The following is a 17,390-nucleotide window of genomic DNA, read 5'->3' on the forward strand; positions in this document are numbered from 1 at the left end:
GTCTGAATCATCAGACGGGGATTTTTTATGCTATACCCCCTCTACAGGCTCTTCTAACAATGCTTCTGCACATCAAACACCGAATGAGATAAATTAAGTGCTGTAGTCTCTGTTAGGGTGAAAACTATTGCACTTCACTGTATCAGATCGATACAGTAAGTGTGCGGAATCGAACACGGTTTAATAAACAGTTGCCCAAAATTTAAATAAATTATTAATTAAAATACTGATAGTCATTTAGTTGCAACTTGGCACCAACTTTGGCAATAGGATTCAGAGGGATCTCCCTATAGTATTTGGTCTATTTTTATTAAAAATCAACACTTTACGTTGTGATCAGAAACAATCTAAAAATCGCTGTTCGGATACTCTGGAAAAACAAACTTTTTTCATTGGTCAATGTACTGAGCTTGTCACTGAGTATGGCGGTTGGTGTTATTCTATTTACTGGCCTAAAAGCCACGTATGATACAGACCAATTTCATCCAAAATTAAATCAAATAGTACGGATACTCACGCAGGAAACCAATGTGGAGGAACAAACCAAATGGGCAACAGCGCCATTGCCCTTGGCGCCTCAACTGAAAAGTATCTCCTTTGTTGAAGAAACGGTAAAAGTACGTTTGGCAGGAAAATATAATTTGCAAACCGACGGAGGTGATGTGCCTATTGACATAAAATTTTCAGAGCCTTCCTTTTTTGATGTTTTTGGCTTTAAATTGCTGTCAGGCAATGCACAAGGCCTTACTGATAATCCCACTTCCCTTTTTTTGACTGAAAAAACAGCAGAAAAGATATTTGGCAGCGCCAATGCTTTAGGGCGAACGGTTCGATTTGAAAGCTTAGGTACTTATACCGTTGAGGGAATTATCCAGGACCCACCTTTAGAAACACATCTGCCCATTGAGGCCATGCTTTCTATCAACGCTGCCGAAATGCTTGAACAAAAAGGAACAATTAGTACTAGTTCACATAATTGGGGAGACTTCAAGAGCTCAGCAATTTACGCTCGGTTAAAATCAGAAGATAATTTAGAGCAGTTCAATACAACGCTCCAAAACTATACACGGAAATTGGATAAGAGCAGTCTTCAATTTTTGGCACAGCCCTTAGAGGCTATTACTCCCCGAAACAATGACATTAAAAATGACTCTAATGCGGTCGGCACTTGGGAGGGTATAAAAATACAGCTGTTTTTAATTCTGGCCTTAACTCTTTTATCTGCTTTCAATTATATCAGTTTAACATTGGCGCGTGCCTTCTCCCGAGCAAAAGAAGTAGGTATTCGCAAGACGATTGGCGCCACAAGAGGTCAAATTATTGGTCAATTTTTAACTGAATCGACCCTTATTTCCTTATTTGCTTTGATGTTTACAATGCCATGTGTTGAAATTTTAACGCACTATATACCCGAAATGGATACGGCGTTTTCCTATGACACAATTTTAATTTTAGGCTTGTTAACCTACGCAGTTATCACAGGCTTAGTCGCTGGGGCACTTCCATCATGGCTATTGTCAGCGTTTCAGCCAATACAAGTTTTGCGTAAAATAAAGAACATTAAGCTGTTCCAGAGTATTGCTGTTTACAAAGCTTTGATTGTTGTACAGTTTTCAGTGACCATCATGCTGATGATATTGGTTGTCATAGTAGCCGATTACGATAGAAAACACAACGCCATCATTAACTCAACCGTGTCACCCCATGTGCTGACACTTGATTTAAAAGATGAAAATTATAAAAACTTACAAAACGAAGTAAGCCAGTTAAGCCAGGTCGAAACGACTTTGGCAACTAACTGGTATTATGAACCGATGAAATTGGGCAAGTCTTCTGTAACATTAAAAGATAAAACACTGGAAATGTATCATGTGAGCATTGACCCAAAAACAATCGAAACAGAAGGGATTAGCTTAAAATCTGGGCAGAACTTCCCTGAAAATATGCCCCAAAATAGGGAGCAATATGTGTTAATGAATGAAGCTGCTGCAAAATTACTGGAATCCGAATCGGAGACTTTAGTGGGGCAAACGCTATTACTGGATTCAGCCTATGTGCAAGTCATTGGCATCATGCCCAATGAAATTATTGGCGAAACAAGGCCTTTAGTATACCGGTATTTGCCAAATGAAATAGCTACTTTGACCATAAAAATAAAACCAAATACAGAACTGGAAGTGACCGAAGCTATTCAAACCTTATGGGAAAATCATTTTCCTGAAAAAACAGCAAATCTCTATAACTTAAAAGAGTACCATTATCCAGCGAAGATTAGTGGAGAAATGGAGTTTCTCGGAGGCTTAGCCCTCATCGTCATGATAATAGCTGGTTTGGGTATTTTAGGAATAGCCAGTTACTCCGTAGAAACACGCGTGAAAGAACTGGGTATACGAAAAGTATTGGGCGCAAGCAACAAAGAATTGGTGTGGGCAGTTACCAAAAATTTCAGCATTCTTATCCTGATTGCCGGACTTATTGGTGTTCCGGCAGGCATGTTTTGCGGTGATTTAATTAGACAAGATATAGGCAGTAGTCTGGTTGATTTAAGTTTTACAAATGTGAGCATAGGCTTTGGTTTGGTTGCCATATTCGGGCTTCTGACTGTCCTAACCCAAACCATTCGAGCAGCACATGTTGAACCTGTAAATGTTTTAAAAGTAGAGTAATAGGGTAAAATATTTGTTGGCAGGTTATGACGATGGCGTCGAATTAATTAAATTCATTATCTTTAATATTCTAAAAAGATAGCCCTTAATTAATCACACGCTACCCTTTATGAAAACATTCTTACCAGCCTTACTCACAGTCTTCTTATCTATAGCTTCAAGCAGCTCTTTACAAGCGCAGGATTGTAATTGTACTGATTCGTTTGACGCTACTGCGGATGCTTATGAGAAGAACTATTCCCTGTTTATCTATAAAGTCACAGACGAGAACAGAGACCTCTACAATGCACACAAGCAGGTCATTAGGCGCAAGGCCGAACAGGTGACTGATTTAAATGACTGTAAAGCCGTGTTGGATCAGTACCTGCATTTCTTTCGAGATGGACATACATACATCCTGCATTCGGGTAAGAAAGTTTATCACAATGAAAAAATAAAGCTTTCTGAGAAAGAGTTTAAGAAAGCCTACAAGAAAAAGAACTACAGTCTCCATCCAATCTTCGGTATTTGGGAAAATGGCAGCTATACCATTGCTATTGTTCCTAACACAGGAGAAAGCAAACGGGAAAGAGACTACGTAGGCGTTGTCCTGAAAAGTAGCAACCCCAACTGGAAGCAATCCGACGTTAAATTTGAATTGACTTCAAAAGCTGGTGGTTCCTATCAGGTAAATTTCATGATGGGAGATCATTCAGTCAATAATACAACCGCTCAGCAAATTGGAAGATCGCTGCTGGAAATAGATGGTTTGGGTGACTGGAACAAGGTATGGCCGGAAGAAAAGAGTCAACAGCCCAAGAAAGAGATACAAGCCAAGTATAACCAGTTTCATCTGGCCTATATTGACGACATCCCCTATCTGAGACTTCCTGACTTTTATTCGGTTGAGCGTTCCTATGTGGATAGTTTGATGAAATCGAATCACGAGAAGATCATGAAATCGGATTTTATGATAATTGATGTGAGGGGAAACAGCGGTGGTAATGATGGGACTTATTTTCCTGTATTGCCATACATTTTAAGCGGCCCAATTGAGTTACCTATCAATGGTTTTTGGCTTAGCGAATATAATACGCAAATGATTATAGAAGCTTTAGCAGCCATGAAAGGCTTATCAGTGGAAGAATATGCGGAGCAGAAAAAGGAAGAATATGACGGTTTTATGGCCAATAAAGGAACCGCTTATTTTGAAGATGATGGAGATTCTTGGACATTTAAAACTGACACACTCTATAATGGTCCGAAAAAAGTAATCATACTAGCCGACAATGCAACTGCAAGCTCTGGAGAGACTTTCATATATCGCGCCAACCAAAGCAATAAAGTGGTGGTGTACGGACAGAATACAGCGGGTGTAGTAGATGGTTTCAACGGCATACCCAAAAACGTCGGTTGTTTTGAAGTTGTATTTCCTTCTTCTTACCGGGCAAAAGACATCAAACAAAATCCGATAGACCCTTATGGCATCGCGCCGGATGTTTTTGTGAATGAGAAGATGGATGCGCTAGAATATGCTATCGAGCACATGCGCCATCTCATTAAGAATGAAAGTGCAGGAGCATCTCAAAATAAAGCACCCCAGCACGTTCCTGTAGGGCAGTAAATCGCGCTACAATGTGACCCTCCCCTTTTTGCGGGGCGTAGCGGCTGGCGGCGTGGCATCCACGATGTCCTCCTCTACGCCCTGTTTAAAGATCTTTTTGAGAATGTAGCTCTTGACCGAAAACGGCAGGATACGTCCCAGCCGGATCATGAATCTGTTTTTCCAGCCAGGTATAATAAGCCCTTTGTCTTTGTATAAACCATCTATTGCCTGTCGCGCCACTTCCTCAGGGGTTTTGGTCAGAATGCCTTTGCCCTTCTTGATATTTTGGTTGCGCTTTCGCATGGTCTTGGTGCTGGTGGGCCCCGGGCACAGGCAACTCACGTGAATGTTATAAGGCTCCAGCTCCATCTGCAGCGAACGGGAAAAGGTCAGAACAAAGCTTTTGGTTGCCGCATATACGCTCTTATAGGGAAGCGGCATGAGCGAAGCAAAACTGCCCACGTTCAGAATGTAAGCCGATTCGTGCTCCCTGAGTTTTGGTATAAACAAGTGCGTCAGCGCTACCACGGCATTGACGTTCAACTGAATCATCTGTAGGTAATCCTCCAGCGATGATTCCTGGAAATAACTGTAATTGCCTATACCTGCATTGTTGATCAGCACATCAATACTAAGCCCCTGCTCGTGGCACCAGTCATACAAGTACTGAATGGCATTGGGTGCGATCAGGTTCAGCTCGATCGTTTTGACGTCTACCCCAAACTGTTCCCGCAAACTGGCGGCAGTTTGCACGAGTCCCGAGTCCTGGAGCGCGACCAGGATCAGGTGCTGACCTCGTGCGGCACATTCGGTGGCCATGGCCTGGCCAATGCCAGCGCTGGCACCCGTTATTAAGGTATAAGTCTTTTCAGGTTTCATTTCTGTTGGAGTGATTGTAGCGTTCTCGATAGTCCTTCTTTTAGTGGTGTAATGGTATAGCCCAATTCTCTTTCTGCTTTGTGACTCGACACACTCCAATTAAGCAACAGCTTTCGGGTCCAGTCCGGAGTGAGCAGGGGTTTGGTGCCCGTCAGTTCTGCCAGCTTGACCATGACCCAACTTGTCCCGCGCAACAAGCCGCCAGGTATAGGGATAAGCTTTCTTTGCTTTCCAGTCAACCTACCTATAAGCGCAAATAATTGCTGATATGTGGCGTCTTCACCACCCAGCAGGTAACTCTCCCCGCTCCTGCCTTGCTCCATGGCTACCAGGTGCCCTTGCACCACATCGTCTACATAACAGTAATTGCCTACACTGTTGCCATCACCGGGCATGAAGCGCCACTTGCCCGCCAGGTATAGCCGCAGCAGTTTGGCAACGCCATTGCTCTCGGTCTCTTTGCCCGGGCCATATACCCGGGTTGGGTTCAGGATCACGACTGCCAGCCCCTGTTTCGTATAAGCTCGTGCGAGCGCCTCTGCTTCTGCCTTGGAGCTTTCGTAGCTGTTTGTATAAGGTATAGTGCGCCGGGTGTTTTCGTTTACAGGATGCTGAGGTGATGCAGCAGGTCCGTAAACACTGGCGGTGGAGGTGAGTATTACCTTTTGTACGTTTTTTTTCAATGCTGCAGTCAATACATGGTCTGTTCCTGTCACATTTACTTGTCGGTAGGTACGCTCGTCTTTTGCCCAGGGTTTGGCATAGGCCGCCAGGTGAAACACGACATTTGTACCTTCCAAGGCCTCCTCCAGTAGCTGTACATCCTGTAAGTCACCGACATATAGCTGCACACCCATAGCCGCCAGGTCAGCTGCTTTTTCTTTTGATCGGACCAGCGCTGATACCTTATCGTTTCGCTTGATTAATTCTTTTACCAAGCTATGACCAATGTAGCCGGTCGCACCCGTGACGAAAACTTCCATAGAGGGTGTTTACACATCCGGACACTTTAATGTTATAAGCCTGCAGTTATTTGCAAACTACTGGCTACAATTCCGTACAAAAACAACAACGTGTAGAACCTCCGGCTTGCCGGGAAGCGCATTTATAAAGCCAGCAACTATGATTTACATCGTGATGGGAGTATCGGGAAGTGGCAAAACCACTGTCGGGATTAAACTGGCTGACAGGCTCCGGCTCCCCTTTTATGATGCAGATGATTATCACCCCCGGCAAAGCGTCGATAAGATGCAGCAGGGCATTCCGCTGAACGACAGCGACCGTGCACCCTGGCTGGCGCAACTGGCGGATCTGATACCCACCTGGGAAGCTGAAGGTGGAGCCGTGCTGGCCTGCTCCGCCCTAAAGGAAGAGTACCGCAAGGTGCTGCAGACTGTACCGGACATCAGCTGGATCTACCTCGATGGCTCCCGCGATACCATCCTGAAGCGGTTGCAGGCCCGCCATGCGCATTTCATGCCTCCCACCATGCTGGAGTCTCAACTGGAAGCGCTGGAGAAGCCTGCCTATGGTATACACGTCGATGTTTCCTTAAGCCCTGAGCAGATCGTTCAGGAAGTCATGACAAAACTAGAGCATATGAATCCACATTCAGAATTTGGTGTGATTGGACTGGGCGTGATGGGCAAAAGTCTTGCCCTGAACCTGGCCAGCCGCGGCGTGCGTGTCGCGATGTACAATCGGCATGTACCGGGTAAAGAAGAAGGTATAGCCGAGCAGGTGGTTACCGAGAATCCTTCTTTCACCAATATAAAAGGCTATGATCAATTGGAGGAGTTTATACAGTCCCTGGAGAAGCCACGTAAAATTCTGTTGATGATCTACGCCGGTGCGCTGGACGCACAACTGGAAGCGCTTATGCCCCTACTTGAGCCTGGTGATGTGGTGATAGACGGCGGCAACTCTTTCTATAAAGACACAGCTAGACGAACCGCACTGCTGGCTGATAAAGGACTTAACTTTGTAGGTACCGGCATTTCAGGCGGTGAGGAAGGTGCCCGCGAGGGACCATCTATCATGCCGGGTGGCCCGCGTGTGGGTTATGAGCAAGTTGCCCGCTACTTGGAAATGATCGCAGCGAAGGATAGACAAGGCCAGCCCTGCACCACTTACATCGGTCCTGACGGAGCAGGGCACTTTGTGAAGATGGTGCATAATGGCATCGAGTACGCGGAGATGCAGGCCCTGGCGGAGGCGTATTCACTGCTGCGCGATATGCTAGGTATAGCCCCTGATGAAATTGCCTCTATCTTTCAGGAATGGCAGCAGAACGGATTAGGAAGCTATCTGCTGGAAATCACGATTGACATTCTGCAAAAGAAAGAAGGTGACGTGCTGCTGCTTGACAAGATACTCGACCAGGCAGAACAGAAAGGCACTGGTGGCTGGTCTGCCGCCGTAGCATTGGAGTACGGCGTACCTTACGATACCCTCTCAGCCGCTGTCATGGCCCGTGCCCTCTCCGCCATGAAAGCTGAAAGAGTAAAAGCGGCGGATCGTTATCAGAAACAAATCCCCAAAGTCACCATTGACAGCAGCAGCTTTGTGGCCAGTTTGAAGCAAGCGTATCAGGTTACCCGCATCATCAATCACGAGATCGGCTTTAACTTAATGCGGGAAGTGTCGGAGCAGCTGAATTGGGAGCTCAACTTCAGCGAAATTGCCCGCATCTGGACCAACGGCTGCATCATTCGCTCAGAGCTGATGGAAGAACTGGTCACCATCTACCAACAGGAACCGCGCTTGCTGATGGCTCCTACGCTGGTCGATAAAATACGCAACGCTCAGCAAAGCTTTGCCGCTGTAGTCGCATTAGGTCTGCAGTACGGAGTCCCGCTGCCGGTGCTCTCTTCGGGTTTGAATTACTTGTTAGGGTATAGCACAGCAGACTCTTCCGCCAACCTGATCCAGGCGCAGCGCGATTATTTCGGGGCGCATACTTACCAGCGCAAGGACAGGCCTGCAGGAGAGTATTTTCATACCCAATGGAAATGAATTCGGTGAGGATGAACGATGTTTAGACATATTTCAAAAAATATATGTCTAAGTGATATAAGTCACTTCTGCGACTGACCACTGTCATAAGAATAAAGGAGTTCGGGGTGTTCTTTTGTATCCATAAAGACACTCTAACAGCAATTCTTATGAAACGGTCACATTTACCAAAAGCAATACGGCTGGCCATGGTGGGCATTTTCTGCCTCGGCATCGCTTCATCTTGTGGCACCAAGACCACAAACGCCGAAATACTCAACTCTCTGAACGAAACGGCAACTCCTGGCGAGATGCCCGTGATCGAAGCAGAACTCACGGATGCCCCGCTTGTACCGGCTCCTATTACCCGTAAGCACCCTGCCAAAGTGGTGGTGCGCCTGGAAGTAACAGAAGTCGTGAAGAAACTGGCCGATGGCGTGGACTATACCTTCTGGACATTCGGTGGTTCGGTGCCGGGCAAATTTATCCGGGTGCGTCAGAACGACGAGGTAGAGTTTCACCTGATGAACCACCCCGACAGCAAAAACCCACACAACATTGACCTGCACGCCGTAACAGGCCCGGGTGGTGGTGCAGCCGCCACTTTCACAGCTCCAGGACAGGAAACAGTATTTAACTTCAAAGCCCTAAACCCTGGCCTGTATGTGTACCATTGTGCGACAGCACCGGTAGGTATGCACATCGCCAACGGTATGTATGGCCTGATCATGGTAGAGCCGGAAGAAGGTATGGAGCCTGTTGACAAGGAGTATTACGTGATGCAGGGCGATTTCTACACCAAGGGAGCCTTTGGAGCGCCTGGTCTGCAGCCATTCGATATGGAGAAAGCCCTGGACGAGAAACCATCTTACGTGGTATTTAACGGCTCTGTTGGCTCTATGACAGGCGACAATGCCATCACAGCCAAAGTAGGTGATAAAGTTCGCCTATTTGTTGGCAACGGCGGCCCTAACCTGGTTTCTTCCTTCCACGTGATCGGTGAGATCTTCGACACGGTATACCCTGAAGGTGGCACCAACCTGAACAAGAACGTGCAGACAACCCTGGTACCTGCCGGTGGTTCAGCTATCACAGAGTTTAAAGTAGACGTGCCGGGCAACTATGTGCTCGTTGACCACTCCATCTTCAGAACCTTCAACAAAGGTGCGCTGGGCATGCTGAAAGTAGAAGGTCCGGATAACCTGGCCATCTTCTCAGGACAAACCGAGCAAAAGATATACCTGCCAGAAGGCTCTACCGTGCAGGAAATGCCGAAGACAAATACACCGAAAGCAGCTTTTGCCTCAAACAAAGAGATGCGCATGGAGCTAGGCAAAACCCTGTACGCTCAAAACTGCCAGGCCTGTCACCAGGCAGAAGGCCAGGGCATCAAAGGCGCCTTCCCTCCGCTTGCCAAGTCTGACTACCTGAACGCCGACGTAGATCGCTCTATCGGGGTGGTAGCACACGGTCTGGAAGGTCAGATCAAAGTGAACGGTGAGGTATACAACAGCACCATGCCAAAGCTGAAGCTGTCAGACGAAGAGATCGCCAACGTGATGACCTTTGTGATGAACAACTGGGGCAACAAGGGTGGTGAGATCACACCAGAACAAGTGAAGAAGGCGAAAGCCAACTACAAGCACTAATTCATTAACGCTTTTCAATCATGCGACGACTTCTGACAATTCTGCTGATGCTCGGAGCCTGTAGTATAGCACAAGCACAAAAGGGCACTCCTGCCAACATGGTTCATGTGAAGGGAGGCACTTTTGTGCCGCTTTACGGCAGCAACAACCAGTCGGTATCAGTACAGGACTTTATCATGGATAAATACCCGGTTACGAATGCACAGTTTGAAGCATTTGTGGCGGAATACCCAAAGTGGAAGAAGTCGGAAGTGAAAGCACTTTTTGCAGACGCCGGTTACCTGAAGCACTGGAGTTCTGACCTGGGAGTGGGTACAAACGCTGATAAGCTTAAAAACAGCCCGGTGATCAACGTGTCCTGGTTTGCTGCCAAAGCCTATTGCGAATGCCAGGGCAAGCGACTGCCTACCGTGAACGAATGGGAGTTTGCCGCACTGGCCAGCGAAACGAAGAAGGACGCCTCCAGCGAGCCCAGCTTTTATCAGCGCAGCCTTGACTGGTACAGCCAGCCTAACCCGAAGTACCTGCCACCTGTTCAGAACGCTTTCAAAAACTATTATGGGCTGTATGGTATGATCGGTCTGGTGTGGGAATGGACCTCTGACTTCAACTCAGCCCTGATTGTGGGAGAATCCAGACAAAACGCCAGCCTGGACAGGCAGCTCTTCTGCGGTGCCGGTTCAACCGGAGCCAGTGATGTGAAAAATTATGTGGCCTTTATGCGCTACGCCTTCCGCTCCAGCCTCAAAGCCAACTATACCGTGGCGAACCTTGGCTTCCGATGCGTGCAGGATGTACCCGCTAAAACCACTGCTCAAAAATAATCAGATTGTTATGAAACGCTATACCTTATACCTGTTCGCCAGTATTGCCTTTAGCCTGACGGCCTGCCAGCAGGAAGTCGCAGAAAAAGAAGACAGCTGCTGCGCCAAGCCAGTCGCTGCTAACGAACTTCCGGATGGCACCGGCACGCTCGGTATACCTACTGCGGGGCTGACGGATATGTCGCTTTATCAACTGGAATCCGACTGGCAAAACCAGGATGGCCAGGAACTACAACTGCAGGAATTACAAGGTAAAGTGCAGCTAGTAGCCATGATCTATACCCATTGCAGCTATGCCTGTCCGCGCATTATCGCGGACCTGAAGCGCATAGAGATGGGACTGGAACAATACAAGCGGGAAGACATCGGCATCGTACTCGTGACCATGGATCCTGCCCGCGACACGCCGGAGCGTCTTTTGCAATTTGCGAAGTCCAATAACCTGGACCCCAAACGCTGGACATTGCTCACCAGTGAGCAGGACAATATCCGGGAACTGGCAGCACTGTTGAACATGAAGTACAAGACTGAGCTGGATGGCGAGATCTCCCACTCTAACATCATCACGGTACTGAGTGAAAACGGTGAGATCATCCACCAGGCCGAAGGGCTCGGAGTTGAACCTGATGAAACCGTCAACGCCATCAAAGGCTTGCTGCAAAAGATCTAAGGTATAGCTATGACAATGAAAACCCCTGGGCAACTCCTAACAGAGCAGTCCAGGGGTTTTTATATTTGGGGAGATTTATTATCAGATTATTCCGGCAAATAAAGTCCTTCTACTGATGCTTTCAGCTAAAGGAATTTTATGTCATTTCGACCTTAGGGAGAAATCTGAAGTATTGTTCAGACATATAAATGGTCCAGTTCTCTTCTATCGTCGAGATGAACGTGTGAATCAATCAATAAAAATTCACTCAATCACTCAATCACTCAATCGCTAAATCACTAAATCAATTACCCCTTTCCTCGCATCTGCTTCTCCATTGCGTCCCACATTTCCTGCGGAATCTGGTCGAAGGAATTGAATTCACCGGCACCGTAGAGCCACTCGCCACCGTCAATGGTTACAACTTCGCCGTTCACAAAGGCAGCGTAGTCTGACACCAGGTAGGCGGCCAGGTTGGCCAGTTCCTGGTGCTCCCCGAAGCGGCCGACAGGTATACGCTTCACCGGGTCGAGTTTATCAGCCAGTTGTTTCGGGAATAGTCTGGTCCAGGCACCTTCTGTTGGGAACGGCCCTGGGGCAATGGCATTGGAGCGGATGCCATACTTGGCCCACTCAGACGCAAGGGAGCGTGTCATGGCCAGTACACCTGCTTTGGCGCAGGCAGATGGCACTACATAGCCAGAACCGGTCCAGGCGTAGGTGGTCACGATATTCAGGATTGTCCCCTCCTGCTTCTGCTCGATCCAATGCTTGCCGAGTGCCAGCGTGCAGTTATAACTACCCTTCAGCACAATGTCAGTGATCACATCAAAGGCTTTGTGACTGAGACGCTCTGTTGGACTCACAAAATTGCCCGCTGCGTTATTCACAAGCACATCTACCTTACCGAATTTGTCGAGGGTGGCCTGTAGCATGGCTTCGATCTCGTTGTATTTGCGCACGTCGCAGGCGATTGGCAGTACTTGTCGGCCGGTTTCCTGCATCAGCTCTTCGGCGGCTTTATCGAGCACATCCTGTTTGCGGCTGCAGATCACGGCGTTGGCGCCAAGCTCCAGAAAATATTTTGTCATCGAGCGGCCTAGGCCTGTGCCGCCTCCGGTTATCACAATGGTCTTCCCTTTCAGGGCGCCTTCTTTCAGCATAGGTTCTGCCTTCATCATTTTATTTTGTTTGTTTTAAAAAGAGCTAACGTATAATTGTCAGTGCTGACTATCTAAAGATAAGAACCTCCAACGACAATCAGAGTAAAAGAAGCATTCTTTTGCTGAAGCATTTAAAACTATGGATCTAAAACAAATTGAAACCGAACTGAAAGAGGCTACCGACGGACTGCTCATGATAAGCGAAACGGATGCCCCTTTTGAATTTTATCAGGCCGAAGAATTTCAGGGCGAGACACTTGACGAAGAGACGGTGCTCAAACTGGCGGCCATGCCAGCTGACTATCCCTTTGAGGAAATGGAGCTCGGTTATTTTCTCAGGAACATGACGCATGCCAGACCCGATGCCGGTGACGAGGGCATGCAGCAGGCCAAACGCTTCCAGAACCTGGAAAAGAAGCTGCACGAGCTCCTGCAGGATGTTAAGGTATACCGGGTCGGTGAGACGCAGAAACTGGTGCTCATACTAGGCCGCACACCAGGCGGTGAGATTGCAGGACTTAAAACGATGGTAGTTGAAACCTGATGTAAAGAAAAGTCCCCGGCTAAAGCAGTCGGGGGCTTTTTTAACTTAGCTCTAAGGCTATATCTTTTGAAGTAGTAACAATGTCGAATTAAAAGTGATCCGCCACAAGCTTATTTGCTGCAATGATACCACTCAAACAAACACCCACTATCCCCTGCCCCGGATACACGGAATCTCCACATGTATAGGCGCCTTTGTGGTCGAGTCGGGCGTCTTTCATCTGCCAGGGTTTTATGTCGCGGTACTGAGGGTAACCGCCTACCATACCGTAGGCCCTTTGCGTCCAGTAGATCCAGGCGCCGGGAGTAGCCGAATCCTGATATAGAATATCTGCTCGTTTTAGCAGGCCTAACCCCTCCATCCTCTTGATGATCGCCTCTTCCAATTGTCTTTTGTTTTCGATGCGAAGCGCTGCCGGGTCAGGTACGTGTGTACTGATCGCTACGACCCTTTCTCCTTCCTGTGCTCTCTCACTGTCAGCTGGATGACTGTAACTCACAAAGAAGCTGCTGCTGCCAATGAGAGGTAAGCCTCCGGGCACATGTACCTGGTGGTGCAGCACAGGTATAGCAGGTGCTTCATAAAGGACCAGCGCCATGGTAAAGGCCCCGTTTAGCTTCGCAGAAGGCAGCAGGTAGGGCTGCAACTTTTGCCTTACCTGATCATTCTGAAAAAGCTGATAGGTGTCGTTTAGCGGTATGCCACTGATCACAAAGCGTGACTGGTAGGTACCAGCCAGGCAATTTACCTCATACCCTTTCGGCAAACTGGTAATCGTATGGACGTTGCGCCGGTACAGGATCGTACTCCCCTTACTGTGCAGATAGCGTTCAATCGCCCGAGCCAGACCAATCATGCCGCCCTTTACATAATAGTTGCCAAACAAGGTATAGCACAGGGCGGTCGCGCCGAACAACTCATTCACTTCCCCCAGGTGGTTCTGCGCCGTGATCAGCAATTGCTCGTTTACAAAATCTCTGAAGAGCTTATTGTCTAGCAGTCCATACCTGTTGAGCAAATCTTCCATCGTTCTGAAGGCACCGGGTAGCAAGGACAGCTGATGTAGACGAAAGCTCCCTATTGCCTGCCACAGATCTTTAACATTTGAGAATGGAAAGGTTCTTTGCTCCAGCGAAGTACGCCATACTTTCTGGCTGATTTGAAAACAGTGCTCCCAGAATGGTCGCTGTCCTTTAGGCCCAAACACTCGCTCGGCTTCTTCAATCCAATCATCGAGTTTGGCATAGCGTGTCAGCAGCTGTCCGTCTGGTAGATGCACCTGCATGGGAGTGTCAAGCTTTAGGAGCGGCAATTCTATACCTGTCACATCGAGGAGATAGCGCAGGGGCATGTGTTCGTCCAGGCCTACCAGCGTTGTGGCGCCCGTCTCAAACCAGTAGCCTTTTCGTTTATAAGAAGAAGCGCAGCCACCTGGGTATTTGGCTTGTTCCAGCACAGCCACTTTTAATCCCCTTTGGGCGAGCAGGGCTGCCGCTGTGAGTGAACCAAATCCAGATCCGATCAGGATGACGTCGTACTGCATGAATGTATAATTTTAGGCTTACCTTTGTCGCAACCGATAACAAGTGAGCTTACGGAATGTTACCTCCAAAACACCAAAGCGATGCAAAAGAAAGTTGACATAAGCGTGATGGGCTGCGGCTGGCTCGGCCTTCCATTGGCTCAACGATTGGTACGGTCCGGACTGCGCGTAAATGGCTCTACTACATCTGAAGAGAAGCTGGACATCCTCCGCCAAGCTGAAATAAACCCTTATCTGATCAACCTCTTCGATCCTGCACTGAACGAAGAGGTACTAAATGATTTTCTGCAGACAGATGTGCTGGTACTGAACATTCCGCCCAAACTTCGCGCTGATGGAGGCGAGAGTTACCTGCATCAGATGCATGTACTGAAGAAAGCCCTCCTGCAGTCGCCTGTCAGCCGGGTACTATTCGTGTCTTCCACCTCGGTATACCCTGAACTCAACCGCATCGTGACCGAAGAAGACACCAGCTTTACCGATGAACTGGACCCTGACAACACACTCTTGCATGTGGAGAGAATGTTCCAGGACAGTGAGCACTGGGTATGCACCGTGGTGCGCTTTGGAGGGCTCGTTGGAGATAGCAGGCAGCCGGGACGCTTCATGGCCGGCAAGCATGATCTGCCGAACGGGGATGCCCCCGTTAACATGATCCATCTGGAGGACTGCCTCAACATTTTAGAGCGCATCATTGCTGAGAAGAAATGGGGCCAGGTATACAATGCCTGCGCCGACGAGCACCCGAGCCGGCGTGACTTTTATGTAGCGGCTACCAAAGCCATCGGCTTGGAAGCTCCTACCTTTCAGGACATGGAAGAAACCAGTTTTAAACTGATCAACAGCCAGAAACTAAAAGACGACCTGGCCTATGTGTTCTCCCATCCCGATCCCATGGCTTTCTTTTAGTATCTTTGTAGAAGAATTGCTGATTGTTAATTGCTAATTGTTTTATCCACTTAGAGCAAACAATCAACAACGACCCATTAACAATTAAAAATCTTCATGAAGATAATAGTCATAGGTGGCGGTGCGGCCGGATACTTTGGGGCGATCGCCTGTGCGCAGGCTAATCCGAAAGCACAGGTTACCATCCTGGAGAAGAGCAACAAACTGTTGTCTAAAGTGAGGGTTTCGGGTGGCGGGCGCTGCAATGTGACGCATCACTGTTTTATACCTTCTGTTTTTGCGCAGCATTATCCGCGCGGTGCCAAACAGCTGAAGGAAGCATTCAAGACTTTTGGGGCAGCGGAAACGGTAGCGTGGTTTGAGAGCCGTGGCGTGAAGTTGAAAGCAGAGGCTGATGGCCGCATGTTTCCGATCACCGATAACTCCGAAACCATTATCGACTGTCTGCAACGCGAAGCCGCCAAGGCTGGTGTGGAAGTAAAAACAGGTATGGCCGTGGAGCGCATTGTACCTCAACCTGACAAAGGAGGCTATACCTTATACCTGAGCAATAATCGCGAACTGCACGCCGACCGGGTATTAGTTAGCTCGGGCGGTAATCCCAAAAGCCTGGGTTACGATTGGTTGCGGGTACTCGGCCATTCCATTCAGGAGCCTGTTCCGTCGCTGTTCACCTTCAATGTGCCGGGTTCGCCGCTCAAGGAATTGCAGGGTGTGTCCGTGCCCCTGGCCAGAGTGCGCATAGCTGGTCAGAAGCTCGAGTACGAAGGCCCCTTGCTGATCACGCACTGGGGTTATAGCGGACCGGCAGTGCTGAAGCTATCTGCCTGGGGAGCCCGCCTTTTTCATGGTATGAACTACCGCTTCACCGCCCTGGTGAGTTGGGTGCATGATCAAACGGAAGAAAGCCTGCGGGAGCAGCTGCAACAGTTCAGAAAGGCACATCCAAAAAAAGTAGTGACTACCAACCCGCTTTTCGGTCTGCCGCAACGACTGTGGAAGGCGCTCACAGGTATAGCAGGTATAAATGATGAAGTAAGGTGGGCTGAACTTCCTGCCAAGCATACAAACAAACTGGTAGAGGCACTGCTAAGAATGCCTGTTGAGGTGGACGGTAAAACGACCTTTAAGGAAGAGTTTGTGACCTGTGGTGGTATAGACTTGAGCCAGGTCAACATGAAAACGATGGAGAGCCGCCTTCATTCGGGCTTATACTTTGCTGGAGAAGTGCTTGACATTGATGGCATTACGGGTGGTTTTAACTTTCAGGCTGCCTGGACCACAGGCTACTTAGCGGGCAGGGCCATAGCCGCTTCCATATCCTAGCATAGCGATATATCCATTTTGGAAACAAAAAATTAGGGAATGCAGTACATCAGCATACAAAACCTAATAAAAATATCACTATGGAAATTAATAAAGAAGTTTACTCAACCGTACACCATCTCATCGAAAGATGCAAAGACGGTGTAAAGGGCTATAAAACTGCTGCCGAAGACGTAGAGGACCAGGACCTGAAAGAACTGTTCCGTAAGTATGCCGTGCAGCGCGACAGCATGATTACTGAACTACAGGATCAACTGCATAAAATGGGCAAGACAGACGATGAGTCCAGCTCCATCGAAGGCACCCTGCACCGTGCCTGGATTGATATTAAAGCCGCCCTCTCTTCAAAAGACAGAAAGCGTATACTGGAAGAGTGTGAGCGTGGCGAAGACTATGCAGTGAAAGCCTATGAAGAAGCCAAGGAGAAGAATTTACCGGGTGACCTCAAGCCAATCATTGAGCAGCAGTACCAGGATGTGAAAAACGCACATGACCACATCCGTTCACTGCGTGACAGTGCCTGATCATTTGTAATTGACAGATAAAACAGAAAGGAGCTTTTAGGGCTCCTTTTTTTGTGCTTCTGCTGAATGACAGACAGGTATAAAAGTAATAAGCCTGACATCCGTCTGATGTCAGGCTTATCATTTCTAACTGCG

Annotated in this window: 14 protein-coding genes; 10 read left to right on the forward strand and 4 right to left on the reverse strand. The window is 48.1% G+C overall.

Annotation, left to right across the window (positions count from 1 at the left end):
- The first annotated feature begins 332 nt into the window (after positions 1–332).
- Both I0P70_RS04170 and I0P70_RS04175 read left to right on the forward strand, forming a co-directional pair.
- Positions 333–2,666: an FtsX-like permease family protein gene (locus tag I0P70_RS04170; RefSeq protein ID WP_196114918.1), complete on the forward strand. Its 2,334-nt coding sequence runs from the start codon at positions 333–335 to the stop codon at positions 2,664–2,666.
- Positions 2,667–2,775: 109 nt separating this feature from the next.
- Positions 2,776–4,269: a S41 family peptidase gene (locus I0P70_RS04175; RefSeq protein ID WP_196114919.1), complete on the forward strand. Its 1,494-nt coding sequence runs from the start codon at positions 2,776–2,778 to the stop codon at positions 4,267–4,269.
- A 6-nt stretch (positions 4,270–4,275) separates the two neighbouring features.
- On the opposite strand, the gene I0P70_RS04180 is transcribed toward I0P70_RS04175, so the two are convergent.
- Both I0P70_RS04180 and I0P70_RS04185 read right to left on the reverse strand, forming a co-directional pair.
- Complete coding sequence (locus I0P70_RS04180) at positions 4,276–5,130, reverse strand: SDR family oxidoreductase (protein ID WP_196114920.1); 855 nt, start codon at positions 5,128–5,130, stop codon at positions 4,276–4,278.
- On the reverse strand, positions 5,127–6,113 hold the full coding sequence (locus tag I0P70_RS04185) for an SDR family oxidoreductase (protein WP_196114921.1): 987 nt from the start codon (positions 6,111–6,113) through the stop codon (positions 5,127–5,129). Before I0P70_RS04185 ends, I0P70_RS04180 begins: the two co-directional genes overlap by 4 nt.
- A 139-nt stretch (positions 6,114–6,252) precedes the next feature.
- Here I0P70_RS04185 and gndA point away from each other — a divergent pair, with 139 nt between their 5' ends.
- The 4 genes from gndA (at position 6,253) to I0P70_RS04205 (ending at position 11,267) form a co-directional block, all read left to right on the forward strand.
- The gene (gndA, locus tag I0P70_RS04190) at positions 6,253–8,145 is read left to right on the forward strand and encodes an NADP-dependent phosphogluconate dehydrogenase (protein WP_196114922.1); all 1,893 of its coding nucleotides are present in this window, start codon (positions 6,253–6,255) and stop codon (positions 8,143–8,145) included.
- A 149-nt stretch (positions 8,146–8,294) separates the two neighbouring features.
- Positions 8,295–9,773 (forward strand): copper-containing nitrite reductase, encoded by a 1,479-nt coding sequence (gene nirK, locus I0P70_RS04195; protein ID WP_230391978.1) that lies wholly within the window; start codon positions 8,295–8,297, stop codon positions 9,771–9,773.
- A gap of 20 nt (positions 9,774–9,793) precedes the next feature.
- Positions 9,794–10,597: a formylglycine-generating enzyme family protein gene (locus I0P70_RS04200; protein WP_230391979.1), complete on the forward strand. Its 804-nt coding sequence runs from the start codon at positions 9,794–9,796 to the stop codon at positions 10,595–10,597.
- Positions 10,598–10,607: 10 nt separating this feature from the next.
- Positions 10,608–11,267, forward strand: coding sequence for an SCO family protein (locus I0P70_RS04205; RefSeq protein ID WP_196114923.1), 660 nt, complete (start codon positions 10,608–10,610; stop codon positions 11,265–11,267).
- A 287-nt stretch (positions 11,268–11,554) separates the two neighbouring features.
- Here the strand turns inward: I0P70_RS04205 and I0P70_RS04210 are convergent, their stop codons facing one another.
- On the reverse strand, positions 11,555–12,427 hold the full coding sequence (locus I0P70_RS04210) for an SDR family oxidoreductase (protein ID WP_196114924.1): 873 nt from the start codon (positions 12,425–12,427) through the stop codon (positions 11,555–11,557).
- Positions 12,428–12,548: 121 nt separating this feature from the next.
- On the opposite strand from I0P70_RS04210, the gene I0P70_RS04215 reads away from it, so the two are divergent.
- A complete protein-coding gene (locus I0P70_RS04215; protein WP_196114925.1) occupies positions 12,549–12,953 on the forward strand; it encodes a nuclease A inhibitor family protein in 405 nt (134 codons plus the stop codon).
- Positions 12,954–13,041: 88 nt separating this feature from the next.
- Here the strand turns inward: I0P70_RS04215 and I0P70_RS04220 are convergent, their stop codons facing one another.
- Positions 13,042–14,496: an NAD(P)/FAD-dependent oxidoreductase gene (locus I0P70_RS04220; RefSeq protein ID WP_196114926.1), complete on the reverse strand. Its 1,455-nt coding sequence runs from the start codon at positions 14,494–14,496 to the stop codon at positions 13,042–13,044.
- Positions 14,497–14,577: 81 nt separating this feature from the next.
- Here I0P70_RS04220 and I0P70_RS04225 point away from each other — a divergent pair, with 81 nt between their 5' ends.
- The 3 genes from I0P70_RS04225 (at position 14,578) to I0P70_RS04235 (ending at position 17,255) form a co-directional block, all read left to right on the forward strand.
- Positions 14,578–15,405, forward strand: a complete 828-nt coding sequence (locus I0P70_RS04225) for an SDR family oxidoreductase (protein WP_196114927.1) — start codon at positions 14,578–14,580, stop codon at positions 15,403–15,405.
- A gap of 96 nt (positions 15,406–15,501) precedes the next feature.
- On the forward strand, positions 15,502–16,731 hold the full coding sequence (locus I0P70_RS04230) for an NAD(P)/FAD-dependent oxidoreductase (protein WP_196114928.1): 1,230 nt from the start codon (positions 15,502–15,504) through the stop codon (positions 16,729–16,731).
- Positions 16,732–16,811: 80 nt separating this feature from the next.
- Positions 16,812–17,255: a PA2169 family four-helix-bundle protein gene (locus I0P70_RS04235; RefSeq protein WP_196114929.1), complete on the forward strand. Its 444-nt coding sequence runs from the start codon at positions 16,812–16,814 to the stop codon at positions 17,253–17,255.
- Positions 17,256–17,390: the final 135 nt, after the last annotated feature.

Source organism: Pontibacter sp. FD36 (assembly GCF_015686655.1).
Lineage (GTDB): Bacteria > Bacteroidota > Bacteroidia > Cytophagales > Hymenobacteraceae > Pontibacter.

Bases quoted from the DNA above. Each gene is read 5' to 3' on its own strand.
- I0P70_RS04205 (WP_196114923.1), top strand. From the start codon at position 10,608: ATGAAACGCTATACCTTATACCTGTTCGCCAGTATTGCCTTTAGCCTG.
- gndA (WP_196114922.1), top strand. From the start codon at position 6,253: ATGATTTACATCGTGATGGGAGTATCGGGAAGTGGCAAAACCACTGTC.
- I0P70_RS04230 (WP_196114928.1), top strand. From the start codon at position 15,502: ATGAAGATAATAGTCATAGGTGGCGGTGCGGCCGGATACTTTGGGGCG.
- I0P70_RS04185 (WP_196114921.1), bottom strand. From the start codon at position 6,113: ATGGAAGTTTTCGTCACGGGTGCGACCGGCTACATTGGTCATAGCTTG.
- I0P70_RS04210 (WP_196114924.1), bottom strand. From the start codon at position 12,427: ATGATGAAGGCAGAACCTATGCTGAAAGAAGGCGCCCTGAAAGGGAAG.
- I0P70_RS04200 (WP_230391979.1), top strand. From the start codon at position 9,794: ATGCGACGACTTCTGACAATTCTGCTGATGCTCGGAGCCTGTAGTATA.
- I0P70_RS04175 (WP_196114919.1), top strand. From the start codon at position 2,776: ATGAAAACATTCTTACCAGCCTTACTCACAGTCTTCTTATCTATAGCT.
- I0P70_RS04180 (WP_196114920.1), bottom strand. From the start codon at position 5,130: ATGAAACCTGAAAAGACTTATACCTTAATAACGGGTGCCAGCGCTGGC.
- I0P70_RS04235 (WP_196114929.1), top strand. From the start codon at position 16,812: ATGGAAATTAATAAAGAAGTTTACTCAACCGTACACCATCTCATCGAA.
- I0P70_RS04225 (WP_196114927.1), top strand. From the start codon at position 14,578: ATGCAAAAGAAAGTTGACATAAGCGTGATGGGCTGCGGCTGGCTCGGC.
- nirK (WP_230391978.1), top strand. From the start codon at position 8,295: ATGAAACGGTCACATTTACCAAAAGCAATACGGCTGGCCATGGTGGGC.
- I0P70_RS04220 (WP_196114926.1), bottom strand. From the start codon at position 14,496: ATGCAGTACGACGTCATCCTGATCGGATCTGGATTTGGTTCACTCACA.
- I0P70_RS04215 (WP_196114925.1), top strand. From the start codon at position 12,549: ATGGATCTAAAACAAATTGAAACCGAACTGAAAGAGGCTACCGACGGA.